Genomic DNA, 19,215 nt, shown 5'->3' on the forward strand with positions numbered 1-19,215 from the left:
GTGCGACCCCCACCAACGTTTTTTAGCAGAGGAAACACCCCATGAAAGCACCTGTTCGTGTTGCTGTGACCGGCGCTGCCGGCCAGATCGGCTATGCCCTGCTGTTCCGCATCGCTTCCGGCGAAATGCTGGGCAAGGACCAACCGGTCATTCTGCAGTTGCTTGAACTGCCGATTGAGAAGGCCCAGGCCGCCCTCAAGGGCGTGATGATGGAACTGGAAGACTGCGCGTTCCCGTTGCTGGCCGGCATGGTCGGTACCGACGACGCCGAAGTGGCCTTCAAGGACGTCGATGTCGCCCTGCTGGTCGGTTCGCGTCCGCGCGGCCCGGGCATGGAGCGCAAGGACCTGCTGCTGGCCAATGCGGAGATCTTCACCGCACAGGGCGCGGCCCTGAACAAGGTCGCCAAGCGCGACGTGAAGGTGCTGGTGGTCGGCAATCCGGCCAACACCAACGCCTACATCGCCATGAAGTCGGCGCCGGACCTGGACCCGAAGAATTTCACCGCCATGCTGCGCCTGGACCACAACCGTGCGCTGAGCCAGCTCTCGGCCAAGCTCGGCAAGCCGGTGGCCGGCATCGAGAAGCTGGCGGTGTGGGGTAACCACAGCCCGACCATGTACCCGGATTATCGTTTCGCCACCGCCGATGGCGCCTCCATCGGCGATGCGATCAACGACCAGGAGTGGAACGCTTCCACGTTCATCCCGACCGTGGGCAAGCGCGGCGCGGCGATCATCGAAGCGCGTGGCCTGTCCTCGGCTGCCTCCGCGGCCAATGCCGCCATCGACCACATCCGCGACTGGGTGCTGGGCACCAGCGGTAAGTGGGTGACGATGGGCGTGCCGTCGGACGGCTCCTACGGCATTCCGGAAGGCGTGATGTTCGGCTTCCCGGTCACCACCCAAAATGGCAAGTACACCATCGTCAAGGATCTGCCGATCGACGACTTCAGCCAGAAGTACATCGACAAGACCCTGGCCGAGCTGGAAGAAGAGCGCAGCGGCGTGGCGCACCTGCTGGGCTGAGTTGGTCGATCACGGCAGTCATGAAAACGCCGGGCATTGCCCGGCGTTTTTGTTATTACGCGTCGTGTGGCAAACGGCTGCGCTGTCAGGCCAGACCCTCGGCCTTGAGTGCAGCCTGCACATCGGCATCGGCCAGCATGCGTTGCACGAACGCTTGCAGCGCGTTCAAGCCATCCAGATTCACAGCGGCTTTCTGCGCCCACAGCAAGGTGACGAACAAATACGCATCGGCACCGGTGTGGCTGTCGCTGGCAAGCCAGGTACGACCTTGCAGATGCGCATCGACGCGCGCGTACAGCGTGCGCAATTTGACGCGCGCATCGTCCTGGCTGCGCGCAATCAGCGCCGGGTCTTGCAGATACGCGGTGCTGCCGAAGATCGGCTTGAAGGTGGGGTGCACGTCGGCATTGACGAAGGCGATCCAACGATTGATTTCGGCACGGCTGCGCGCGGTGCCATCGCCGGATAGGCCGGTGAGCGGCGCGATGTCGGCGATGTAATTGAGGATGGCTGCATTCTGGGTCAGTGCCCAATCGTCGACCAGCAGCAATGGCACGGCGCCTGCTGGATTCAGACGCAGATACTCGGGAGATTTCATCGTCGCCGCATCGACCACACTCAGGTCGAACGGCAGCCCAGACCAACGCAACACGATGTGATCTGCCAGCGAACAAGCGCCGGGCTTGGTATACAGCTTCATGGACGATCCACGCGGAAATGAAGACCCAAGCTTAGCGGGCAGACGATGCCGTGTGGAGCGCGCAGCGGGTATTGGAGGCTTGAGCAGGGTGTCGCCCATTGGCCCGTTGGTCGCTGAAGTTGGTGTTATGCCGATACGAAGGGCACCATCATGCTAGCCAGCGCGGCAAATGGCGACAGCGGCTACAGCTTGGTCAGGGTCTTCTTTGCAACCTATCCGGGTGCGGGAGGCGGGTCGGTGCCTGATACCGCTTTCTGCCACGCCGGTCGATCGCCACGCGTGCGGTGTGTCCGTTGTACTGCGACGCATGGGTGTCTCGAGATGGGCGCATCAAGACGCGTCAGACGCATCGGCACTGCATCTCGATAATCAACGACCTCAGCGACGTATGACGCTCAGAGATACCGCGACAGTCCGCGCTCAGGACGCGTTGCGCGGGCGCAGCGATTGCACGCGATAGAACGTGTGGTCGCCGATGGTGGCCACCTGATAGGCATTACGCCAGCTAGGGCTCGCGATTGCGCTGGCGGCAAAGTGGCTGGCGCCCGGCACGATCTCCTTGCGTTGGCCAACCGGCAATGCCCAGTTGCGCTGCGCCGCCAGTGCCACGCCCAAAGCCTTGTTCCAGGCATCGTCGTTCTTCAGCTGCGTGCCTGGCGCCACGATCGTCGGCGCGAATTGCTTGCGTGCAGTGACCACCTGGCACATCGAGTCGCCCCACAAACCGCTATCCAGGCGACGCAATGCAACTTCTGCAACGGCCTGCTGGCCACGCAAGGTCTGGTCGCGCGCTTCCAGATAGACGGTCGTACTCAAACACAGCGAATCTGCAGCTGGCTGCGGCAACACATGCGACAGCCAGAGTATCCAAACAAGTTTCATAGAACTCCTTGCTCCGTATGGGCCGGTCCGCAGAGCATCCAATGTGGATGCACCAGTGCAGAGGGCTTGGCGTCATGGGGAGGCGACCTGCCACCGGTCGCCAAATGCTTCGGCGAAAGACCATCTGCCGAAGGCGCCCACCAAATGCGGTGGGTCAAAAAGTTGGCGCAAGGTAGGCGTCGATCACACAATCGCGGCTGAATGAGCGGGGTTGACGATTCCGACTGCCCGCGATGCATCGCGCTGTGAAACAGCCTAGCGTGCATCGCAACATCGAATCTGCGTCGCATTGTTAAAGCGACTGTTGTGTTTGCATGAATTGTTTGCCACATCGCGCGCTGCGGCATTGCGTATCGGTTCGGATGATCGCCTGGTGGCAAAAAACCGCCTTCCTGATAAGCGCAAATTTCATACACGCACTCGTCACGCGTGGTTGTGCTGTCGAGTGCAGTTGTGCAATTCGGTTTCGTACATCGATCAAGGGTGCGCGAGAAAGACGGGCGTCGCGGAGACGCCCTGGATGGCGAAAGTGCTAGCGTCTGAGATGCAGCGGTGTGTGTGCTGCATCACTGGCGCGTTATGCGTCATCTCCTCTGCGTATGGATACGCAGTCTTGACGCATCTCGCTGATCACGCCATCAGAAGCAGTACAGATGCTAGCTGTTGCAGCGAAAGCTATCTGCCATCACGACGTGATGGCCGTTGTCGCATGATGTTCGGAGGGCACGTAGCGATGTTTCGAAAGCTCGTCGAGCATTCGATGCGCCAGTGGTGTGTCTTATTGCGTTGCGATCTGTTTGCGAGGTCGCATGTTCAAGAGCGCAAGAGCGCGAAGATGCTCAAGTGCAGAAGTGTCAGATACGAAAGTTTTAAGACCAATGGGTGCCAAAACGAAGTAGGCGCTGATACGCCAGGTACTGCACTCAGTGCAGCATGCACTGTCGTCAGAAACGTGCATGCACGTTGCGAAAATCTCTGTCGAAGCGATAAGACACGCGGTGTCATCGCATCCCACGAGCGCACGCTGATGCTGTAGCGGCGATTGCGAATCGACAATGCAGGCAGCAAGCGGTACCTGAGCGCGTTTTAGATGCGCGAAGTGCCCGCGCGTCTACCACACAGGCCCGTGTCGAGATGCGCTGCCGCGTAGGCGCGCAATGCGACAGGCGGTAATGCGTGCGGTAACGATGCATGCGGCACTTATCGCCGATCCGCACGGCAAGAAAAAGAATCGGCGTGGCAGGCCACCACATCCGCATGCATGTCGACGTCGGTAACGCTGCATGCACGGCAGTCGTGCGGCAAGCCCCGAACGCAACGACGGCGTCGTCGTGACGCCGTCCTCGAAAATCCGTTACAGGGTCGCGGCCAGCCGACTTGCCTGGTTGATCGCGCGCTTGGCATCCAGTTCGGCCGCCACGTCCGCGCCGCCGATCAGATGCGGCTGCTTGCCATTGGCCTGCAGCGCGGCCAGCAATTCGCGACGCGGCTCCTGCCCGGCGCACACCACCACCGTACCGACATCCAGCAGCTGTTCGCTGCCTTCCACGCGAATGCGCAGGCCGGCGTCGTCCACGCCCAGATATTCCACGCCGCCGAGCATCTTGACGCCCTTGGCCTTGAGCGTCGCGCGGTGGATCCAGCCAGTGGTCTTGCCCAGGCGTCCACCGGGCTTGCCGGGGCTGCGCTGCAACAGCCAGACCTGACGGGCGGCACGCTCGGGTTGCGGTTTGTTCAACGCACCGCGCGCTTCGAAGCTCGGATCTACGCCCCATTCGGCCATCCAGCGCTGCGGATCCAGCGATGGCGATTGGCCCGTGTGCACCAGAAACTCGCCGACATCAAAGCCAATTCCGCCGGCACCGATGATGGCCACCTTGTCGGCGGCGACGTGGCGGCCCAGCACCACGTCGAGGTAGCTCACCACCATCGGATGATCGGCACCGGGGAAATCCACCTTGCGCGGCTCGATGCCGGTGGCCAGCACGACTTCGTCGAAGTCTTTCAGATCGGCAGCCTGCACCGGGGTGTTCAAACGCAGCTGCACGCCGGTCGCTTCGATGCGATGGCCGAAGTAACGCAAGGTCTCGTTGAACTCTTCCTTGCCTGGAATGCGCCTGGCGACATTGAATTGCCCGCCGATCGCATCGCTTGCATCGAACAAGGTCACCCGATGCCCGCGTTCTGCCGCCACCGTCGCGCAGGCCAGACCGGCCGGGCCGGCACCGACCACGGCAATGCGCTTGGGCGTGGCAGTCGGGGTGTAGTTGAGTTCGGTCTCGTGTGCGGCACGCGGGTTGACCAGGCAGCTGGCCAGCTTGTTGTCGAACACGTGATCCAGGCAGGCCTGGTTACAGGCAATGCACGTATTGATGGTGTGCGACTGCCCGGCGCGCGCCTTGTTGGTCCACTGCGGGTCGGCCAGCAGCGGCCGCGCCAGCGACACCATGTCTGCGGCACCGTCGGCCAGGATGCGCTCGGCCACCTCCGGCATGTTGATGCGGTTGGTTGCCACCACCGGAATGCGCAGATGCGGCTTGAGTTTGGCAGTGACCCCGGCAAACGCGGCGCGCGGCACCGAGGTGGCGATGGTGGGAATGCGCGCTTCGTGCCAGCCGATACCGGAATTGATGATGGTCGCGCCGGCCGCTTCGATCGCCTGCGCCTGGGCCAGGATTTCCTGCCACTGGTTGCCGTCTTCGACCAGATCCACCAGCGACAGCCGGTAGATAATGATGAAGTCCGGCCCGCAGGCCTCGCGGATGCGCCGCACGATCTCTACCGCAAAGCGCATGCGCTTGCTCGCATCGCCGCCCCAGGCGTCGCTGCGCCGATTGGTGCGCGCGGCGGTGAATTCGTTGATCAGATAGCCTTCCGAGCCCATGACCTCGACGCCGTCGTAGCCCGCCTCGCGCGCTAGCCGCGCGGCGCGCGCATAGGCTGCGATCTGTCGGTCCACCGCGCCGGCCGACAACGCGCGCGGAGTGAACGGGTTGATCGGTGCCTTGAGCCTGGATGGCGCAACCGACAGCGGGTGGTACGCATAGCGCCCGGCGTGCAGCAGCTGCAGGCAGATCTTGGCGCCGTGTTCGTGGACTGCGCGGGTGACCTGGCGATGCGGGCGTACTTCCCACGGCCACGATAACTTGCCGCCGAATGGCTTGAGCCAGCCCACCACATTCGGCGAAAACCCACCGGTCACGATCAGGCCCACGCCACCGGCGGCGCGCTCTGCGAAATACGCCGCCAGCTTGGGGAAGTCGCGCGCACGGTCTTCCAGGCCCGTGTGCATCGAGCCCATCAGGACGCGATTACGCAGTTGCGTGAAGCCCAGATCGAGCGGGGTGAACAGGTGCGGGAAAGACAAGGCGGAAGGGCCGGTGGCGGGCGACATGATGTGGATACGCTGGCGTACGGATTGCGCACGATGCCGGCAAACCGGCCTGGCGGCAAGTCCCGACGCATGCAGCGGCCCTACCGATGCCCCGGAGACGCCTGGTAGGCAACACGCCTTCGCTGCCGCCCGCACGACGTGCGCCGATACGCAGGCGCCGCGCGCATCCATGCATCGCCGCAGCGACGTGAGCCAGACCGCCGCTTTACCAGCCGGCCAGCACCAGCTTGCCGATCGTGCTGCCGCTTTCCAGCCGACGGTGCGCCTCGCGCAGCTGCTGCGCATTGATCGGCGACAGCGTCTCGGTATGCGTGGTGCGCAGCTCGCCGGCATCGATCAGGCTGGCCGCCCGGTTGAGGATGCGGTGCTGCTCGACCATGTCTTCGGTCGCGTAGCGCGCGCGCGTGAACATTAGCTCCCAATGGATGCCGATGCACTTGGATTTGTATGGGTCGCCGATCGACAACGGCCCGCGCGGCTCCACGATCAGGCCCACATGGCCCTGCGGCGCCAGCACTTCGCCCAGTGGCTGCCAGTAGCGGTCGGTGTCGGCCAGATTGAGCGCCGCGTCCACCGTTTCCAATCCCAGCGCCTGCAGTTGCGGCTGCAGCGGTTGATGATGATCGATCACGTGGTGCGCGCCCATTTGGCGAACCCATTCGATGCTCTCCGGGCGCGATGCGGTGGCAATCACCGTGAATCCGGCATGCCGCGCCAGCTGGATCGCGATGGAGCCCACGCCGCCAGCGCCGCCGATGATGAGCAGATGCCTGCCGCGATTGCGTGCACCGTCGAATGAATAGGGCATGCGCTGGAACAGCAGTTCCCACGCCGTCAGGGTGGTCAGCGGTAGCGCGGCCGCCTGCGCGAAGCTGAGCGAGGTCGGTTTGCATCCGGCAATCCGCGCGTCCACCAACTGATACTGCGCATTGCTGCCCGGCCGCCCGATATCGCCGGCATAGTAGACCTCGTCGCCGACCGCGAAGGCGGTGACCTCCGGGCCGACCGCCTCGATCACTCCGGCTGCGTCGTAACCCAGGACCTTCGGCGCCTGCAGGGGCTGCGGCTTGGGCGCGCGCACCTTTGTATCGACCGGGTTCACCGAGATCGCCTCCACCCGCACCAATAAGTCATACCCCGACGGCGCCGCAGGTGCCGGAAGTTCCACGTCAAGTAGCGATTCGGGATCGTCGATCGGAAGATGGCGAGTGAGGGCGACAGCTTTCATTGGAGCGCTCCTGAGCGGGAGGTTCAGGGTGCGTTGTGGGGCAAGTCGTCCGCAACCATCCGCCCCACAATTCAGCTCGGACGGGGCTTGGCGTTCACCAATGTAGTTTTCCAGGCAACCTGGAACGCTGAAAACCAGGCGGCACGGAACCGTATTCAAGTGACTTAATTGGGCTGCCGTTCATGCAGACGCGTTGTGCGAAATGGGTGCCCGGTCCTTTCCTTCATGAAGCTGTATACGTAGGATTGCTTGGCGTTGCGGGACCTGGTGATTGCTTTCACATGTTATATGACCGTTAACGCGATCTTCACCGAGGCCGGCTTAATCTGCGCCCCGATGGCTCTGGATGTGACGAGCATCTTTACCAAGCACAACGCCTCTATCGGTTTTATCTCCCAAAGAAGGAGCTGTATAAATGAACAAGAAAATTCTCACTGCCGCGTTGCTCGGCGGTCTGGCAGTTGCCCAGGCTGCTTCCGCGCAGGAGTTCGACGACCGTTGGTACCTGACCGGTAGCGCTGGCTTCAACTTCCAGGACAGCGATCGCCTGACCAATGATGCCCCGTTCGTCACCCTGGGTCTGGGCAAGTTCGTCAGCCCGAACTGGTCGATCGACGGTGAGTTGAACTATCAGAACCCGAACTTCGATGCCAACCAGGATCTGAACTGGAGCCAGTACGGCATCTCGTTCGACCTGCGTCGCCACTTCATCCAGGAAGGCCGCGGCTGGAACCCCTACCTGCTGTTCGGTCTGGGCTACCAGCGTTCGGAAGAAGAATTCGACGCGACCCCGAACCCGGTTTCGCCGGGCCAGCAGAAGGACGGCAACTTTGCCGCCAAGGCCGGTGTCGGTCTGCAGACCACCTTCGACAAGCGCGTCGCCGTGCGTGCCGAGTTGGCCTACCGCGCTGACTTCAACGACCAGAGCGTTGCTGCTCCGCAGGAAGACTGGTTCGGCGACGTGCTGGCTTCGGTCGGCGTCGTGATCCCGTTGGGACCGGCTCCGTCGACCGCTCCGCCGCCGGCTCCGGCTCCGGTTGCTCCGAGCTGCGCCGATCTGGATGACGACGGTGACGGCGTCAACAACTGCGACGACAAGTGCCCGAACTCGCAGCCTGGCCAGACCATCGGTCCGGACGGTTGCCCGGTTCCTGTCTCGATCGACCTGAAGGGCGTGAACTTCGACTTCAACAAGTCGACCCTGCGTCCGGATGCCGTTTCGATCCTGAGCGAAGCGACCGAGATCCTGAAGCGCTACCCCGACCTGAAGGTCGAGGTTGCCGGTCACACCGACTCGAAGGGTACCGACGCGTACAACCAGAAGCTGTCCGAGCGTCGTGCGACCACCGTGTACGACTACTTGACCAAGAACGGCGTCGATGCATCGCGCCTGGTCGGCCCGATCGGCTACGGCGAGAGCCGTCCGATTGCTCCGAACACCAACCCGGATGGTTCCGACAATCCGGAAGGTCGTGCGAAGAACCGTCGTACCGAGCTGAACGTCCAGAACTAATCGGACCGCTAGCTTTATTGCAGACAAAACCCGGCCTTGTGCCGGGTTTTGTCTATGCAGGTTCGGGAAAAGCGCGCTCAAGCGCTGCCGATCCTGTCTGTGTTGCCATCCAGGCACGGTTCCTGTTGAAACAGCGTTCATCGCTGCCTACACTCGCCGCGTCAACACCACACACTCATACTTGGAAGAACCCGATGCTGCGTACCGCTACGGCAGGACTGCTCTGTCTCGCTCTGATCCCCGCTGCCTACGCCGCTCCAAACTGCGCCGGCAGCATGGTGTCCCAGCCACTGCCGTTGCCCGCTACTGTCGTTGCACCCGCGGCTGCCGAGTTCTATACCCGTAGCGTGCAGCTGGGCATGCCCACCGGCGTGCTGGCACAGCCCTATAGCAGCGACCAGTCGGTGGATCGTGTGCTGCTGCGCCTGCGCGTGGAAGGTTGCCAGGATCTGGCCAAGGTCATTCCGCCCGGCGGCACCGTCAACCCGAACGACCCGGCGGCCTACAAGGCCACTACCGCGTTCGACAACACCCCGTGGCGCTTTGACATGAGCCAGAACGGCAAGCGCATGACGGCAGAAGAATTCGATGCCTGGATGAAGGCCCGCGGTGTGCGCGTGGTCAAGGCTCGCCCGGCCGCTGGTGCGGCACCTGCAGCGGCAGCGCCCGCAACACCTGCGGCCGACGCCAAGTCGGTCGAAAACAAGTAAGCCCTGCGGTCGGGACGGCATGCCCCGGCGACCTGCGCCGGCAACGTCCCGGCAGCGTCAGCGTGGTCCGGGGGCGGGCGGCGCGGTGCGCCCACCCGCTGCCGCATCCGCCAATGCCGCGCCACGCCATGGGCTGGCGCGCGTGCTGTCCAAGCTTGGCGTGTGTTCGCGCACCGAAGCGGCGCGCTGGATTGCCGCTGGCCGCGTCAGCGTGTCGGCACGTGTGGTGCGCGACCCCGAGTTTCCGATCCGCGGCGATCAGCAATCGTCCATCGCTGTCGATGGGCAACCGCTTGCGGGACTGGCACGCTGCTACCTGATGCTCAACAAACCGCGCGGCGTGGTCACCACCGTGCGCGACGAGCAGGGCAGGGACACGGTCTACCGCTGCTTCGATGACGCCGGCCTACCGTGGATCGCGCCGGTGGGGCGCCTGGACAAGGCCAGCGAAGGCCTGTTGCTTTTCAGCAACGACCCACAGTGGGCGGCGACGGTGACCGACCCGGCGACCGGGCCGGACAAGACCTACCACGTGCAGATCGATTGCCGTCCCAGTGCCGCGCAACTGGTGCAGCTGCAGGCCGGTGTGGTCGATCCCGATCCGCAGGGCCAGGGCCTACTGTTGCGCGCCAAGCAGGTCAGCGTACTGCGCGAAGGCGAGCGCAATGCCTGGCTGGAGATCGTGCTGGACGAAGGCCGCAATCGGCAGATCCGCCGGCTGTTGGCCGCAGTCGACATCGGCGTACTGCGGCTGGTGCGCGTGGCGATCGGCCCGCTGGCGATGGGGGAGCTGGGCAAAGGCGCGTGGCGGATGCTGAGCGCCGAGGAAGTCAGTGCGTTGGTGCCAGCGGCGCACGCCAGCGCGCCAGACGCGCGCTGAGCAGGGCGCTGACCACGTCGTAAGCGCGGGCGTCGCCGGCGCCGTTGGCATCGTGGCGGCGACCCTTGGCGTGATTGCAGCCGGCACAGGCCAGCGCCAGGTTGCGCGCATCGTTGGCATCGTCGCCCACCAATGCGCACAGCGACGCGGCCGCGCGCCGACCGAACCAGGCCTGCGGCACCACGTGTTCGAGCGTGGTGTGGCCGAGCGGTTCGCCGTCGGCGCGCACCTGCAGATGCCGACGGCAGTGCAGGCAGCGCGTCTCCCAATGGCCGTCGAGCAGCTGCGCCTGCGCATCGGTCTGCGCCGCCAGCAGCAGCCGTTGGCGCAGCACCGTGCGCATGCTCAGGCCTCGATGACCTTGAGTTCGCGCCCGATCTTGATGAACGCTTCGATCGCTTGATCCAGGTGCTCGCGCGTATGCGCTGCGCTGATCTGGGTGCGAATGCGCGCCTGGCCTTTCGGAACCACCGGGAAGAAAAAGCCGATGGCGTAGATGCCTTCCTCCAGCAAGCGCTCGGCGAATTTTTGCGCCAGCGGTGCGTCGTACAGCATCACCGGGCTGATCGGATGCACGCCCGGTTTGACGTCGAAACCGGCGGCGGTCATGCGTGCGCGGAAATACGTGGTGTTTTCGACCAGCTGCGTGCGCAGCTCGCCGGCGGCATCCAGCATTTCGAAGGCTTTGATGCCGGCAGCCACCACGTGCGGCGGCAATGAATTGGAGAACAGGTAGGGACGCGAACGCTGGCGCAGCAGCTCGATCACTTCGCGCTTTGCCGTGGTGAAGCCGCCCAATGCGCCGCCCATGGCCTTGCCCAGCGTGCCGGTGAAGATGTCGATCTGGTCGAGTACGCCCTTGACCTCGGCCGAGCCGCGGCCGGTGGCGCCGAGGAAGCCGGTGGCATGGCATTCGTCGATATGTACCAGCGCGTGGTATTTGCGGGCCAGGGCGGTGATTTCGTCGAGCGGGGCGATGAAGCCGTCCATCGAGAACACGCCGTCGCTGGTGATCAGCTTGGTCTTGCAGCCGGCGGCGTCGGCGGCCTGCAGCTGCGCTTCCAGGTCGGCCATGTCGCAGTTGGCGTAGCGGAAGCGCTTGGCCTTGCACAGGCGCACGCCGTCGATGATGGAGGCATGGTTGAGCGCATCGGAAATGATGGCGTCGTGCTCGCCGAGCAGCGGTTCGAACAGGCCGCCATTGGCATCGAAGCAGGCTGCGTAGAGGATGGTGTCTTCGGTGCCGAAGAACGTGGCGATGGTGCGTTCCAGTTGCTTATGCAGATCCTGGGTGCCGCAGATGAAGCGTACCGAGGCCATGCCGAAGCCGTGGCTGTCCAGCGCGTCCTTGGCGGCCTGGATGATGTCCGGGTGATCGGCCAGGCCCAGATAGTTGTTGGCGCAGAAATTCAGCACGCGGCGACCATCGGCCAGCGTGATCTCCGCTGACTGCGGGCCGGTGATGATGCGCTCGGACTTGAACAGGCCCTGGGCCTGGATGGCGTCCAGTTCGGCGGCGTAATGGGCGGTCAGCGCGGCGGGAGCGGTGGTCATGGCGGTCGCAATGGCAGAAAGAAGCGCGATTTTAACGATCACGGTGGCATACCACTACGTCATGCAAAATCGGCATAAGCGGCGGCGCTGATGTCATTTCACCGCCTGCGTGCCGCTGCGCAGCATGGCATGCTTGCTGTTCAGCTGTGCTCAACCGGCCAGGAGATCGTTGTGACATATTCCCGTTTCCGTTTTACCTCCTTTCTTTTCGCCTTGCTGGTCCTGGCCGGCCCAGCTGGCGCACGCGAGATCGGGCTGCTCAACGTGAGCTACGACCCGACCCGCGAGTTCTATCGCGACTACAACGCCGCCTTTGCAGCGCAGTGGAAACAGCAGCACCCGCAGGACACGGTGACCGTGGAAACCTCGCACGGCGGCTCGGGCAAGCAGGCGCGCGCGGTGATCGATGGCATCGAGGCCGACGTGGTGACCTTGGCGCTGGCGTACGACGTGGATGCCATCGCGCAGAAGGCCAAGCTGATCGAGACCGACTGGGAAAAGCGCCTGCCCGACAACAGTGCGCCGTATACCTCGACCATCGTGTTTCTGGTACGCAAGGGCAACCCGAAGAACATCCACGACTGGCCGGACCTGCTGCGGTCTGGCGTGGCGGTGGTGACGCCGAACCCGAAGACCTCCGGAGGCGCGCGCTGGAACTATCTGGCCGCCTGGGCGTACGCCGACCACATCTTCAAGGGCGACCGCGAGCGCATCCTGCGCTATATGCAGGCGTTGTTCCGCAACGTGCCGGTGCTGGATACCGGCGCACGCGGCGCCACCACGACGTTCGTGCAGCGCGGTATCGGCGATGTGCTGCTGGCCTGGGAAAACGAGGCGCTGCTGGCGCGCGAGGAACTGGGCAAGGACAAGTTCGAGATCGTGGTGCCGAAGTTGTCGATCCTGGCCGAGCCGTCGGTGGCGCTGGTGGACAAGAACGTCGACAAGCATGGCACCCGCGAGGTGGCCGAAGCCTACCTGCGCTATCTGTATGCGCCTGAAGGTCAGAAGCTGGCAGCCAAGCATTTCTATCGTCCGCGGCATCCGGAATTTGCCGACCCGGCCGACATCGCGCGGTTTCCGGAGATCAAGCTGGTGACCATCCAGCAGGCGTTCGGCTCCTGGGAGAAGGCGCAGCAAGAGCATTTCGCCGACGGTGGCGTGTTCGACCAGATCCAGGCCAACAAGTAAGCGATGTCGATGTCGGTTGCACCCCACCCAGCGCCGTCATCGCGCCGACGCGTGATGCCGGGGCTGGGCCTGAGTCTGGGAATCACCTTGACCTGGCTTGGCCTGATCGTGCTGATCCCGCTGCTGGGTATCTTCATCAAGACCAGTGGCCTGGGCTGGGAGGGCCTGTGGCGGGTATGGAGCGAGCCACGTGTGCTGTCGGCGCTGCGGGTGAGTTTCGGCACCGCGTTTGCGGCCGGTGCCTTCAACGCGGTGATGGGCACCTGGGTGGCATGGGTCTTCGTGCGCTACAGGTTTCCGGGCAAGCGCTTTTTCGATGCGGTGATCGATTTGCCGTTCGCGTTGCCTACCGCGGTGGCCGGCATTGCGCTGACCGCGCTGTATGGCGGCAACGGGTGGGTGGGACGCTGGCTGGAGGCGATCGGGATCAAGGTGGCCTACACGCAACTGGGTATCGTGCTGGCATTGGTCTTTGTGGGCCTGCCCTTCGTGGTGCGGGTGGTGCAGCCGGTGCTGGCCGAGAGCGATCGTGAAATGGAGGCTGCCGCCGCCACATTGGGCGCCTCGCGCTGGCAGACGGTCTGGCGGGTGGTGCTGCCGGGGGTGTGGCCGGCGGTCCTGACCGGGTTTGCGCTGGCGTTTGCACGCGGCGTGGGGGAATACGGCTCGGTGATCTTCATCGCCGGCAACCTGCCCAATTCCACCGAGATCGCGCCGCTGCTGATCACCATCCGACTGGAAGAGTTCGACTACGCCGGGGCGACTGCCATTGCCGCGGCCATGCTGTTGCTGTCGTTCGTGATCTTGTTGGTGGTCAATACGCTGCAGGCACGGCTGCTGCGCTATCAACGCAGGCCCGTATGAACGATGCTGTTTCATCGCTGCCTTCCATGTTGCCGACCCATGCCATGACCAAGCAGGCGCGTCGCATCAGCGATTCGGCCACCAATGAGCCGCGTTGGGTGCAATGGCTGATGATCCTGGGCGCCGTGCTCTTCCTACTGGCGTTCTTGCTGCTGCCGCTGGTACTGGTGTTCGCCGAGGCGTTGCGTGGCGGTTGGGAAACTTTCCTGCACGCGGTAGTCGACCCGGACGCGTTGTCGGCGATCAAGCTGACCTTGCTGGTGACGGCGATCGTGCTGCCGTTGAATCTGGTCTTCGGCGTGGCCGCGGCGTGGGCCATCAGCAAGCATCAGTTCCGGGGCAAACGCCTGCTGGTCAGCCTGATCGACCTGCCATTCTCGGTGTCGCCGGTGGTGGCGGGCTTGATCTTCGTGCTGATCTTCGGCCGCAATGGCTGGGCCTGGCCACTGATCGACGAAGGCTGGCATGTGCAGCTGCCGGCGCTGGGCGACCTTGTGATCCAGTTGCCGCGGATCGTGTTCGCGTTGCCGGGCATCGTATTGGCGACCACGTTCGTAACCTTCCCCTTCATCGCGCGCGAATTGATGCCGTTGATGGAGCAGCAGGGCAGCGACGAAGAACTGGCGGCACTGAGCCTGGGCGCGAACGGCTGGCAGATGTTCTGGCGGGTGACGCTGCCCAATATCCGTTGGGGCCTGTTGTACGGCGTGCTGTTGTGCGCGGCGCGTGCGATGGGCGAATTCGGGGCGGTGTCGGTGGTGTCCGGGCATATCCGTGGACGCACCAATACGCTGCCGCTGCATGTGGAAATTCTCTACAACGAATACGCCTACAGCGCCGCATTTGCCTGCGCGTCGCTGCTGGCATTGACCGCGCTGCTGACGTTGGCGCTGAAGACGTATCTGGAATGGCGACACGGCGATTCGCTGGCCGCCAACCACCGCCATTGAGGTGACCATGGGCATCCGCATTCACCGCCTGCGCAAGCAGTTCGAGACTTTTACCGCGCTGGACAACATCGACCTGGAAGTGCGCCAGGGCGAGTTGCTGGCCTTGCTTGGGCCCTCCGGCTCGGGCAAGACCACGCTGCTGCGGATCATGGCCGGGCTGGAGCATGCCGATGGCGGGCAGGTGCTGTTCGGCGACGAGGATGCCACCCGCATGAGCGTGCAATCGCGCCGGGTCGGCTTCGTGTTCCAGCACTATGCGTTGTTCAAGCATATGGACGTGTTCGAGAACATCGCATTCGGCTTGCGCGTGCGCCGCGGCAACGCGCGTTGGGCCGAAGCGCGCATCCGTGCGCGCGTGGAGGAACTGCTGGCGCTGGTGCAGCTGCAGGGCCTGGAACAGCGTTATCCCACCCAGCTCTCCGGCGGCCAGCGGCAGCGCGTGGCGCTGGCGCGCGCGCTGGCGATCGAACCGCGCGTGCTGTTGCTGGACGAGCCATTCGGTGCCCTGGATGCGCAGGTGCGCCGCGACCTGCGCCGTTGGCTGCGCGAGTTGCACGAACGTACCGGCCTGACCACGGTATTCGTCACCCATGACCAGGAAGAAGCACTGGAACTGGCCGACCGCGTGGCCATCCTCAATCGCGGCCGCATCGAACAACTCGACACGCCGGCCATGATCTACGACAAGCCGGCCTCGCCATTCGTGTATTCGTTCGTGGGTGCGGTGAACCGGATTCCCGGGGTGTTGGCGCAGGGCCAGATCCAGGTGGCTGGGCACGCACTGCCGTTGGCCAATGCGGCATTGGCGGCCGGGCCGGTCGAGGTGTATGTGCGGCCGGAAGATTTGGTGCCCGACCAGGCCGGCTGGCCGGCCACGGTGGCGTGGTCGCAGCGCAGTGGCTCACGCCTGCGGCTGCGCGCAACGCTGGAACCGTCAGGCAATGAAGTGGAGGTGGAACTGCCGGCCTCTGCCGGCAGCTTTCAGCCAGGGCAGCAAGTGCGCTTGGCAGCACGGCAGTACGGGATATTTCCCGCGTAAGCGGGCGCCGGCTGGGGTCGGGGCTCGCCGGAATGGGTGTGCGAAGCGTGGGTTTCGCCTTGGCTGTGGCGAATCTCCGATTCCCAATCCCAGCTTCCGAACATCAAGATTCGGCGCAAGCGGTCGATGACATCAACACCTGATTCGCGCATGGGCTCTTGAGTGTGTGCGCTGGATCAAGCGAACGCGACTTTCATGTTGCGCTGCAATGACAGTTGGACTAATAAGTCTTTGCAGCCTCGCTTCGCGCCATCCCACCGTTCATCGCTCCAGGAGATGCCCATGAAGTCGTCCCCGCTCGCTTGTTGTCTGTCGTTACTGCTGCTCGGCGTTGCGCCGCTTGCGCAGGCGCAGGACGAAGATGCGTCTACATCGCCGTTCAGTGGCACCTTTGCGGTGACCAGCGATTACCTGTTCCGCGGTATTTCGCAGACAAATGAAGAGCCTGCGTTTCAGGCCGGTTTGACCTACAAGACGCCATTCGGGTTGTACCTGGGGACCTGGACGTCCAACGTCGATTTCGGCGCCGGCGATCCGGATTGGGAAGTGGATGGTTTCGTCGGCTACAACACCGACCTTGGCAGCCACTGGAACTTCGACGTCATGATCAACCGCTACCAGTATCTGGGAGCGGGCGCATCCAACTACGCCGAGCTGATCACCAAGACCACGTTCCTGAAGACCTATAGCGTGACGGTCGCCTACACCGACGATCTCTACGGCAGCAAGACCGATGGCTATTACTACGCCTTCGATGCCAACTGGACGTTGCCGTACGACTTTACCTTCGGCGCGCACGCAGGGCATAGCGTCTACACCTCGTCGCTGAGTCAGGTGGACCACGACTACAACGATTTCGGCGTCAACGTCGGCAAGACGTTCGGCCCGCTGGGTTTGAGCGTGGGGTATTACGACACCAGCAAAGCCGCCGAATTCGGCTTCGGTCGTCAGAATTCGCAGAACCATCTGGTGGCGACGGCGACGGTTGCTTGGCCGTGATGGCGATTGAATAAAAGCGACAAGAAAATGTAGGTGCGCACTAGGTTTGCTCGCTGCTCCGAAGCTGTTTTGAACACTTGGCTGTGTCGTTGTGAGGCAGGAAGAGTTGATGCTCGAACGTCTCATTGTCACGCCTGAACAACGGCAGGACGCAAAATCCCGGTTGTGTTGTGTATTGACGCGATTGGCCGTGCGGATCGATCACTCGTAGAGCGCCTGATCTGTGGGGTGGCTGCGCGGCCCTTGCCCGCCACTGTCGCGGGACACGCTGCAATGTAAGCTCTTATGCGGCATCCATGCCGCGTAAGGTCCCGCGACGGTGGGCGGACAAGGACCGGTTGAGATGCTCGGTGCGTAGAGTTTCCAGCAAGGCGTTTCGTCGAATCACCTAGCGCAGTGTTTTCGTTGTTCACTGAAGCGACCAGACAAACTGTCTGGTGCGTGTTTCTGTTCTTTAGGTCAACAGCAAACTGTCAGGTGCGGTGTCCTTGCCGATTGCGGGACCGTTGGCGGCATGGATGCCGCCATCGAGCCTACATGGACGTACTTGCGGCGTGTCCCGCGAGCGGCGAGGGCATCGCGCCCTCGACCCACTAGGCTTTTATCCAGACCCTAGCCGACCCCGCGTCGCGTGAGACGCTTCGCCAGCTTCAGAAAATCGCTCTCGCACTCGTCAGCGCGCGTAGGTTAAAAACGCGAAAGGCGCCTCGCGGCGCCTTTCGCACATCTGCAGTGTCAGCCGATCAATTCCAGCTCAGCACGACCTTGCCGGCCTTGCCTTCTTCCATCAGGTCGAAGCCCTTCTGGAAATCGTCGATCGGCAGTTGATGGGTCAGCACCTTGTGCAACGGAAAACCCGACAGCACCAGCTGCGTCATCTTGTACCAGGTCTCGTACATCTTGCGGCCGTAGATGCCCTGCACGGTGAGGCCCTTGAAGATGATCTTGTCCCAGTCGCAACCGGCGCCACGCGGCATGATGCCGAGCATGGCGATCTTGCCGCCGTGGTACATGCAATCGAGCATGTCGTTGAACGCGCGCGGGTTGCCGCTCATTTCCAGGCCCACGTCGAAGCCTTCCATGTGCAGGTCGGCCATGACGTCCTTGAGCGAGGTCTTGGAGACGTTGACCACGCGCGTGGCTCCCATGTCGGCAGCCAGCTTGAGACGGAAATCGTTGACGTCGGTGACCACCACATTGCGCGCACCGATGTGCTTGCAGATGCCGGCGGCAATGATGCCGATCGGGCCTGCGCCGGTGATCAGCACATCCTCGCCGATGACGTCGAATTCCAGCGCGCAATGCGCGGCATTGCCGTAGGGGTCGAAGAACGCGGCAAGCTCGGACGGGATCTGGTCCGGGATCGGCCACAGGTTGCTGGCCGGCATCACCATGTATTCGGCGAAGGCGCCGTTGACGTTGACACCGATCCCGACCGTGTTGGGGCACAGGTGCGGACGGCCGCCACGGCAGTTGCGGCAATGGCCGCACACGATGTGGCCTTCGGCCGACACCCGTTGGCCGATCTGGTAGCCAGTCACTGCCGAACCGAGCTCAGCCACCCGGCCGACGAATTCATGACCGATGGTCAGGCCCGGCTTGATCGTGCGCTGGCTCCATTCGTCCCACAGGTAGATGTGCAGGTCGGTGCCGCAAATGGCGGTCTTTTCCAGCTTGATCAGCACCTCGTTGGGGCCGGGCGTCGGCACTGGCACCCGTTCCAGCCAGATGCCCTTGTTCGCTTCGCGCTTGACCAGCGCCTTCATCGTCTGCGCCATCTGGCGGAACCTGCTGTGTGAAAGTAAGCCGGCGATTATAGGCGTCGCGGCCTGTATGCCATGCGGCGGTGCGGGAATGGACGTGATGCCGCCCTGGATCCACGGTGGGCCAGGGCCGATCCGGCCCATGCCCGTTGAGACGAAGTTGGCACCTCAGCGCAGGATGAGAGCCGCCGTCCAGGCCTGTCGCTGCCTGCGAGGGCTAGCGCGCTGGCCAAACATCGCAGGCGTGCGTCATCTGCGCCAGCATCGCTCCAATGCCCTTGCTCCGCGCTACGGCCCCATCTGCGATGCGGCGACGCTGGCTTTCACGCATGGCGCCAGCCTGGTCTTTTGGGCCCTGCAGGCGGAAGGAGCAGGCAGCGGGGCCAGAGCAGTCAAAAAAACACTGCACAGCCGCCATGCGGGCGCGCCCACTCCGAATCGGCGTGTGCCACGCGTACATTCCGGTTGTGAGCGCGCCGTCCATGGCCTTCTGCCGGCGGCTCGCCACGTTTGTCAGCCGCGC

Annotated in this window: 16 protein-coding genes and 1 other RNA gene; 10 read left to right on the top strand and 7 right to left on the bottom strand. The window is 63.5% G+C overall.

Going from position 1 to position 19,215, the window contains the following annotated elements; translation table 11 throughout:
* The first annotated feature begins 41 nt into the window (after positions 1–41).
* Positions 42–1,028 (top strand): malate dehydrogenase, encoded by a 987-nt coding sequence (locus EO156_RS21055; RefSeq protein WP_016849983.1) that lies wholly within the window; start codon positions 42–44, stop codon positions 1,026–1,028.
* Between the two features lie 85 nt (positions 1,029–1,113).
* On the opposite strand, the gene EO156_RS21060 is transcribed toward EO156_RS21055, so the two are convergent.
* From EO156_RS21060 to EO156_RS21085, 4 genes are all read right to left on the bottom strand, one after another.
* Positions 1,114–1,728, bottom strand: a complete 615-nt coding sequence (locus EO156_RS21060) for a glutathione binding-like protein (protein ID WP_003486641.1) — start codon at positions 1,726–1,728, stop codon at positions 1,114–1,116.
* Between the two features lie 420 nt (positions 1,729–2,148).
* Positions 2,149–2,610 carry a cell wall hydrolase gene (locus tag EO156_RS21065; protein ID WP_005915848.1) on the bottom strand — a complete coding sequence of 154 codons (462 nt, stop codon included), beginning with the start codon at positions 2,608–2,610 and terminating at the stop codon, positions 2,149–2,151.
* A gap of 1,354 nt (positions 2,611–3,964) precedes the next feature.
* Positions 3,965–6,004 carry an NADPH-dependent 2,4-dienoyl-CoA reductase gene (locus tag EO156_RS21080; protein WP_026007002.1) on the bottom strand — a complete coding sequence of 680 codons (2,040 nt, stop codon included), beginning with the start codon at positions 6,002–6,004 and terminating at the stop codon, positions 3,965–3,967.
* A 205-nt stretch (positions 6,005–6,209) separates the two neighbouring features.
* Positions 6,210–7,232 (bottom strand): zinc-binding alcohol dehydrogenase family protein, encoded by a 1,023-nt coding sequence (locus EO156_RS21085; protein WP_026007001.1) that lies wholly within the window; start codon positions 7,230–7,232, stop codon positions 6,210–6,212.
* Between the two features lie 415 nt (positions 7,233–7,647).
* On the opposite strand from EO156_RS21085, the gene EO156_RS21095 reads away from it, so the two are divergent.
* The 3 genes from EO156_RS21095 to EO156_RS21105 all read left to right on the top strand — a co-directional run bounded on the left by EO156_RS21095 (position 7,648) and on the right by EO156_RS21105 (position 10,335).
* The gene (locus EO156_RS21095) at positions 7,648–8,745 is read left to right on the top strand and encodes an OmpA family protein (RefSeq protein WP_005915855.1); all 1,098 of its coding nucleotides are present in this window, start codon (positions 7,648–7,650) and stop codon (positions 8,743–8,745) included.
* A 194-nt stretch (positions 8,746–8,939) separates the two neighbouring features.
* Positions 8,940–9,455 carry a hypothetical protein gene (locus EO156_RS21100; protein WP_011050648.1) on the top strand — a complete coding sequence of 172 codons (516 nt, stop codon included), beginning with the start codon at positions 8,940–8,942 and terminating at the stop codon, positions 9,453–9,455.
* Positions 9,456–9,474: 19 nt separating this feature from the next.
* On the top strand, positions 9,475–10,335 hold the full coding sequence (locus tag EO156_RS21105) for a pseudouridine synthase (protein ID WP_029828196.1): 861 nt from the start codon (positions 9,475–9,477) through the stop codon (positions 10,333–10,335).
* Here the strand turns inward: EO156_RS21105 and EO156_RS21110 are convergent.
* Complete coding sequence (locus EO156_RS21110) at positions 10,286–10,678, bottom strand: HNH endonuclease (RefSeq protein WP_016849006.1); 393 nt, start codon at positions 10,676–10,678, stop codon at positions 10,286–10,288. The genes EO156_RS21105 and EO156_RS21110 overlap by 50 nt on opposite strands.
* 2 nt (positions 10,679–10,680) lie before the next feature.
* On the bottom strand, positions 10,681–11,889 hold the full coding sequence (kbl, locus tag EO156_RS21115; protein ID WP_005915864.1) for a glycine C-acetyltransferase: 1,209 nt from the start codon (positions 11,887–11,889) through the stop codon (positions 10,681–10,683).
* 90 nt (positions 11,890–11,979) lie between these two features.
* On the opposite strand from kbl, the gene EO156_RS21120 reads away from it, so the two are divergent.
* The 5 genes from EO156_RS21120 (at position 11,980) to EO156_RS21140 (ending at position 16,929) form a co-directional block, all read left to right on the top strand.
* Entirely contained in the window at positions 11,980–13,077 is a 1,098-nt protein-coding gene (locus EO156_RS21120) for a sulfate ABC transporter substrate-binding protein (protein ID WP_005922271.1), read from the top strand.
* A 3-nt stretch (positions 13,078–13,080) separates the two neighbouring features.
* Positions 13,081–13,941, top strand: coding sequence for a sulfate ABC transporter permease subunit CysT (cysT, locus tag EO156_RS21125; protein ID WP_011050653.1), 861 nt, complete (start codon positions 13,081–13,083; stop codon positions 13,939–13,941).
* Complete coding sequence (cysW, locus tag EO156_RS21130; protein WP_005922269.1) at positions 13,938–14,891, top strand: sulfate ABC transporter permease subunit CysW; 954 nt, start codon at positions 13,938–13,940, stop codon at positions 14,889–14,891. Before cysT ends, cysW begins: the two co-directional genes overlap by 4 nt.
* 7 nt (positions 14,892–14,898) lie before the next feature.
* Entirely contained in the window at positions 14,899–15,930 is a 1,032-nt protein-coding gene (locus tag EO156_RS21135) for a sulfate/molybdate ABC transporter ATP-binding protein (protein WP_003490451.1), read from the top strand.
* Positions 15,931–16,212: 282 nt separating this feature from the next.
* Positions 16,213–16,929, top strand: coding sequence for a TorF family putative porin (locus EO156_RS21140; RefSeq protein ID WP_003490453.1), 717 nt, complete (start codon positions 16,213–16,215; stop codon positions 16,927–16,929).
* 743 nt (positions 16,930–17,672) lie between these two features.
* Here EO156_RS21140 and tdh read toward each other — a convergent pair.
* The gene (gene tdh / locus EO156_RS21145; protein WP_016849005.1) at positions 17,673–18,707 is read right to left on the bottom strand and encodes an L-threonine 3-dehydrogenase; all 1,035 of its coding nucleotides are present in this window, start codon (positions 18,705–18,707) and stop codon (positions 17,673–17,675) included.
* A 428-nt stretch (positions 18,708–19,135) separates the two neighbouring features.
* Here tdh and EO156_RS21150 point away from each other — a divergent pair.
* Positions 19,136–19,211: non-coding RNA, sX9 sRNA (locus EO156_RS21150), on the top strand.
* Positions 19,212–19,215: the final 4 nt, after the last annotated feature.

Source organism: Xanthomonas sp. DAR33341, assembly GCF_003992815.1.
Lineage (GTDB): Bacteria > Pseudomonadota > Gammaproteobacteria > Xanthomonadales > Xanthomonadaceae > Xanthomonas > Xanthomonas cissicola.

Bases quoted from the DNA above. Each gene is read 5' to 3' on its own strand.
- EO156_RS21100 (WP_011050648.1), top strand. From the start codon at position 8,940: ATGCTGCGTACCGCTACGGCAGGACTGCTCTGTCTCGCTCTGATCCCC.
- EO156_RS21110 (WP_016849006.1), bottom strand. From the start codon at position 10,678: ATGCGCACGGTGCTGCGCCAACGGCTGCTGCTGGCGGCGCAGACCGAT.
- EO156_RS21085 (WP_026007001.1), bottom strand. From the start codon at position 7,232: ATGAAAGCTGTCGCCCTCACTCGCCATCTTCCGATCGACGATCCCGAA.
- EO156_RS21080 (WP_026007002.1), bottom strand. From the start codon at position 6,004: ATGTCGCCCGCCACCGGCCCTTCCGCCTTGTCTTTCCCGCACCTGTTC.
- EO156_RS21065 (WP_005915848.1), bottom strand. From the start codon at position 2,610: ATGAAACTTGTTTGGATACTCTGGCTGTCGCATGTGTTGCCGCAGCCA.
- tdh (WP_016849005.1), bottom strand. From the start codon at position 18,707: ATGGCGCAGACGATGAAGGCGCTGGTCAAGCGCGAAGCGAACAAGGGC.
- EO156_RS21060 (WP_003486641.1), bottom strand. From the start codon at position 1,728: ATGAAGCTGTATACCAAGCCCGGCGCTTGTTCGCTGGCAGATCACATC.
- EO156_RS21095 (WP_005915855.1), top strand. From the start codon at position 7,648: ATGAACAAGAAAATTCTCACTGCCGCGTTGCTCGGCGGTCTGGCAGTT.
- kbl (WP_005915864.1), bottom strand. From the start codon at position 11,889: ATGACCACCGCTCCCGCCGCGCTGACCGCCCATTACGCCGCCGAACTG.
- cysT (WP_011050653.1), top strand. From the start codon at position 13,081: ATGTCGATGTCGGTTGCACCCCACCCAGCGCCGTCATCGCGCCGACGC.
- EO156_RS21135 (WP_003490451.1), top strand. From the start codon at position 14,899: ATGGGCATCCGCATTCACCGCCTGCGCAAGCAGTTCGAGACTTTTACC.
- cysW (WP_005922269.1), top strand. From the start codon at position 13,938: ATGAACGATGCTGTTTCATCGCTGCCTTCCATGTTGCCGACCCATGCC.
- EO156_RS21055 (WP_016849983.1), top strand. From the start codon at position 42: ATGAAAGCACCTGTTCGTGTTGCTGTGACCGGCGCTGCCGGCCAGATC.
- EO156_RS21105 (WP_029828196.1), top strand. From the start codon at position 9,475: ATGCCCCGGCGACCTGCGCCGGCAACGTCCCGGCAGCGTCAGCGTGGT.
- EO156_RS21140 (WP_003490453.1), top strand. From the start codon at position 16,213: ATGAAGTCGTCCCCGCTCGCTTGTTGTCTGTCGTTACTGCTGCTCGGC.
- EO156_RS21120 (WP_005922271.1), top strand. From the start codon at position 11,980: ATGTCATTTCACCGCCTGCGTGCCGCTGCGCAGCATGGCATGCTTGCT.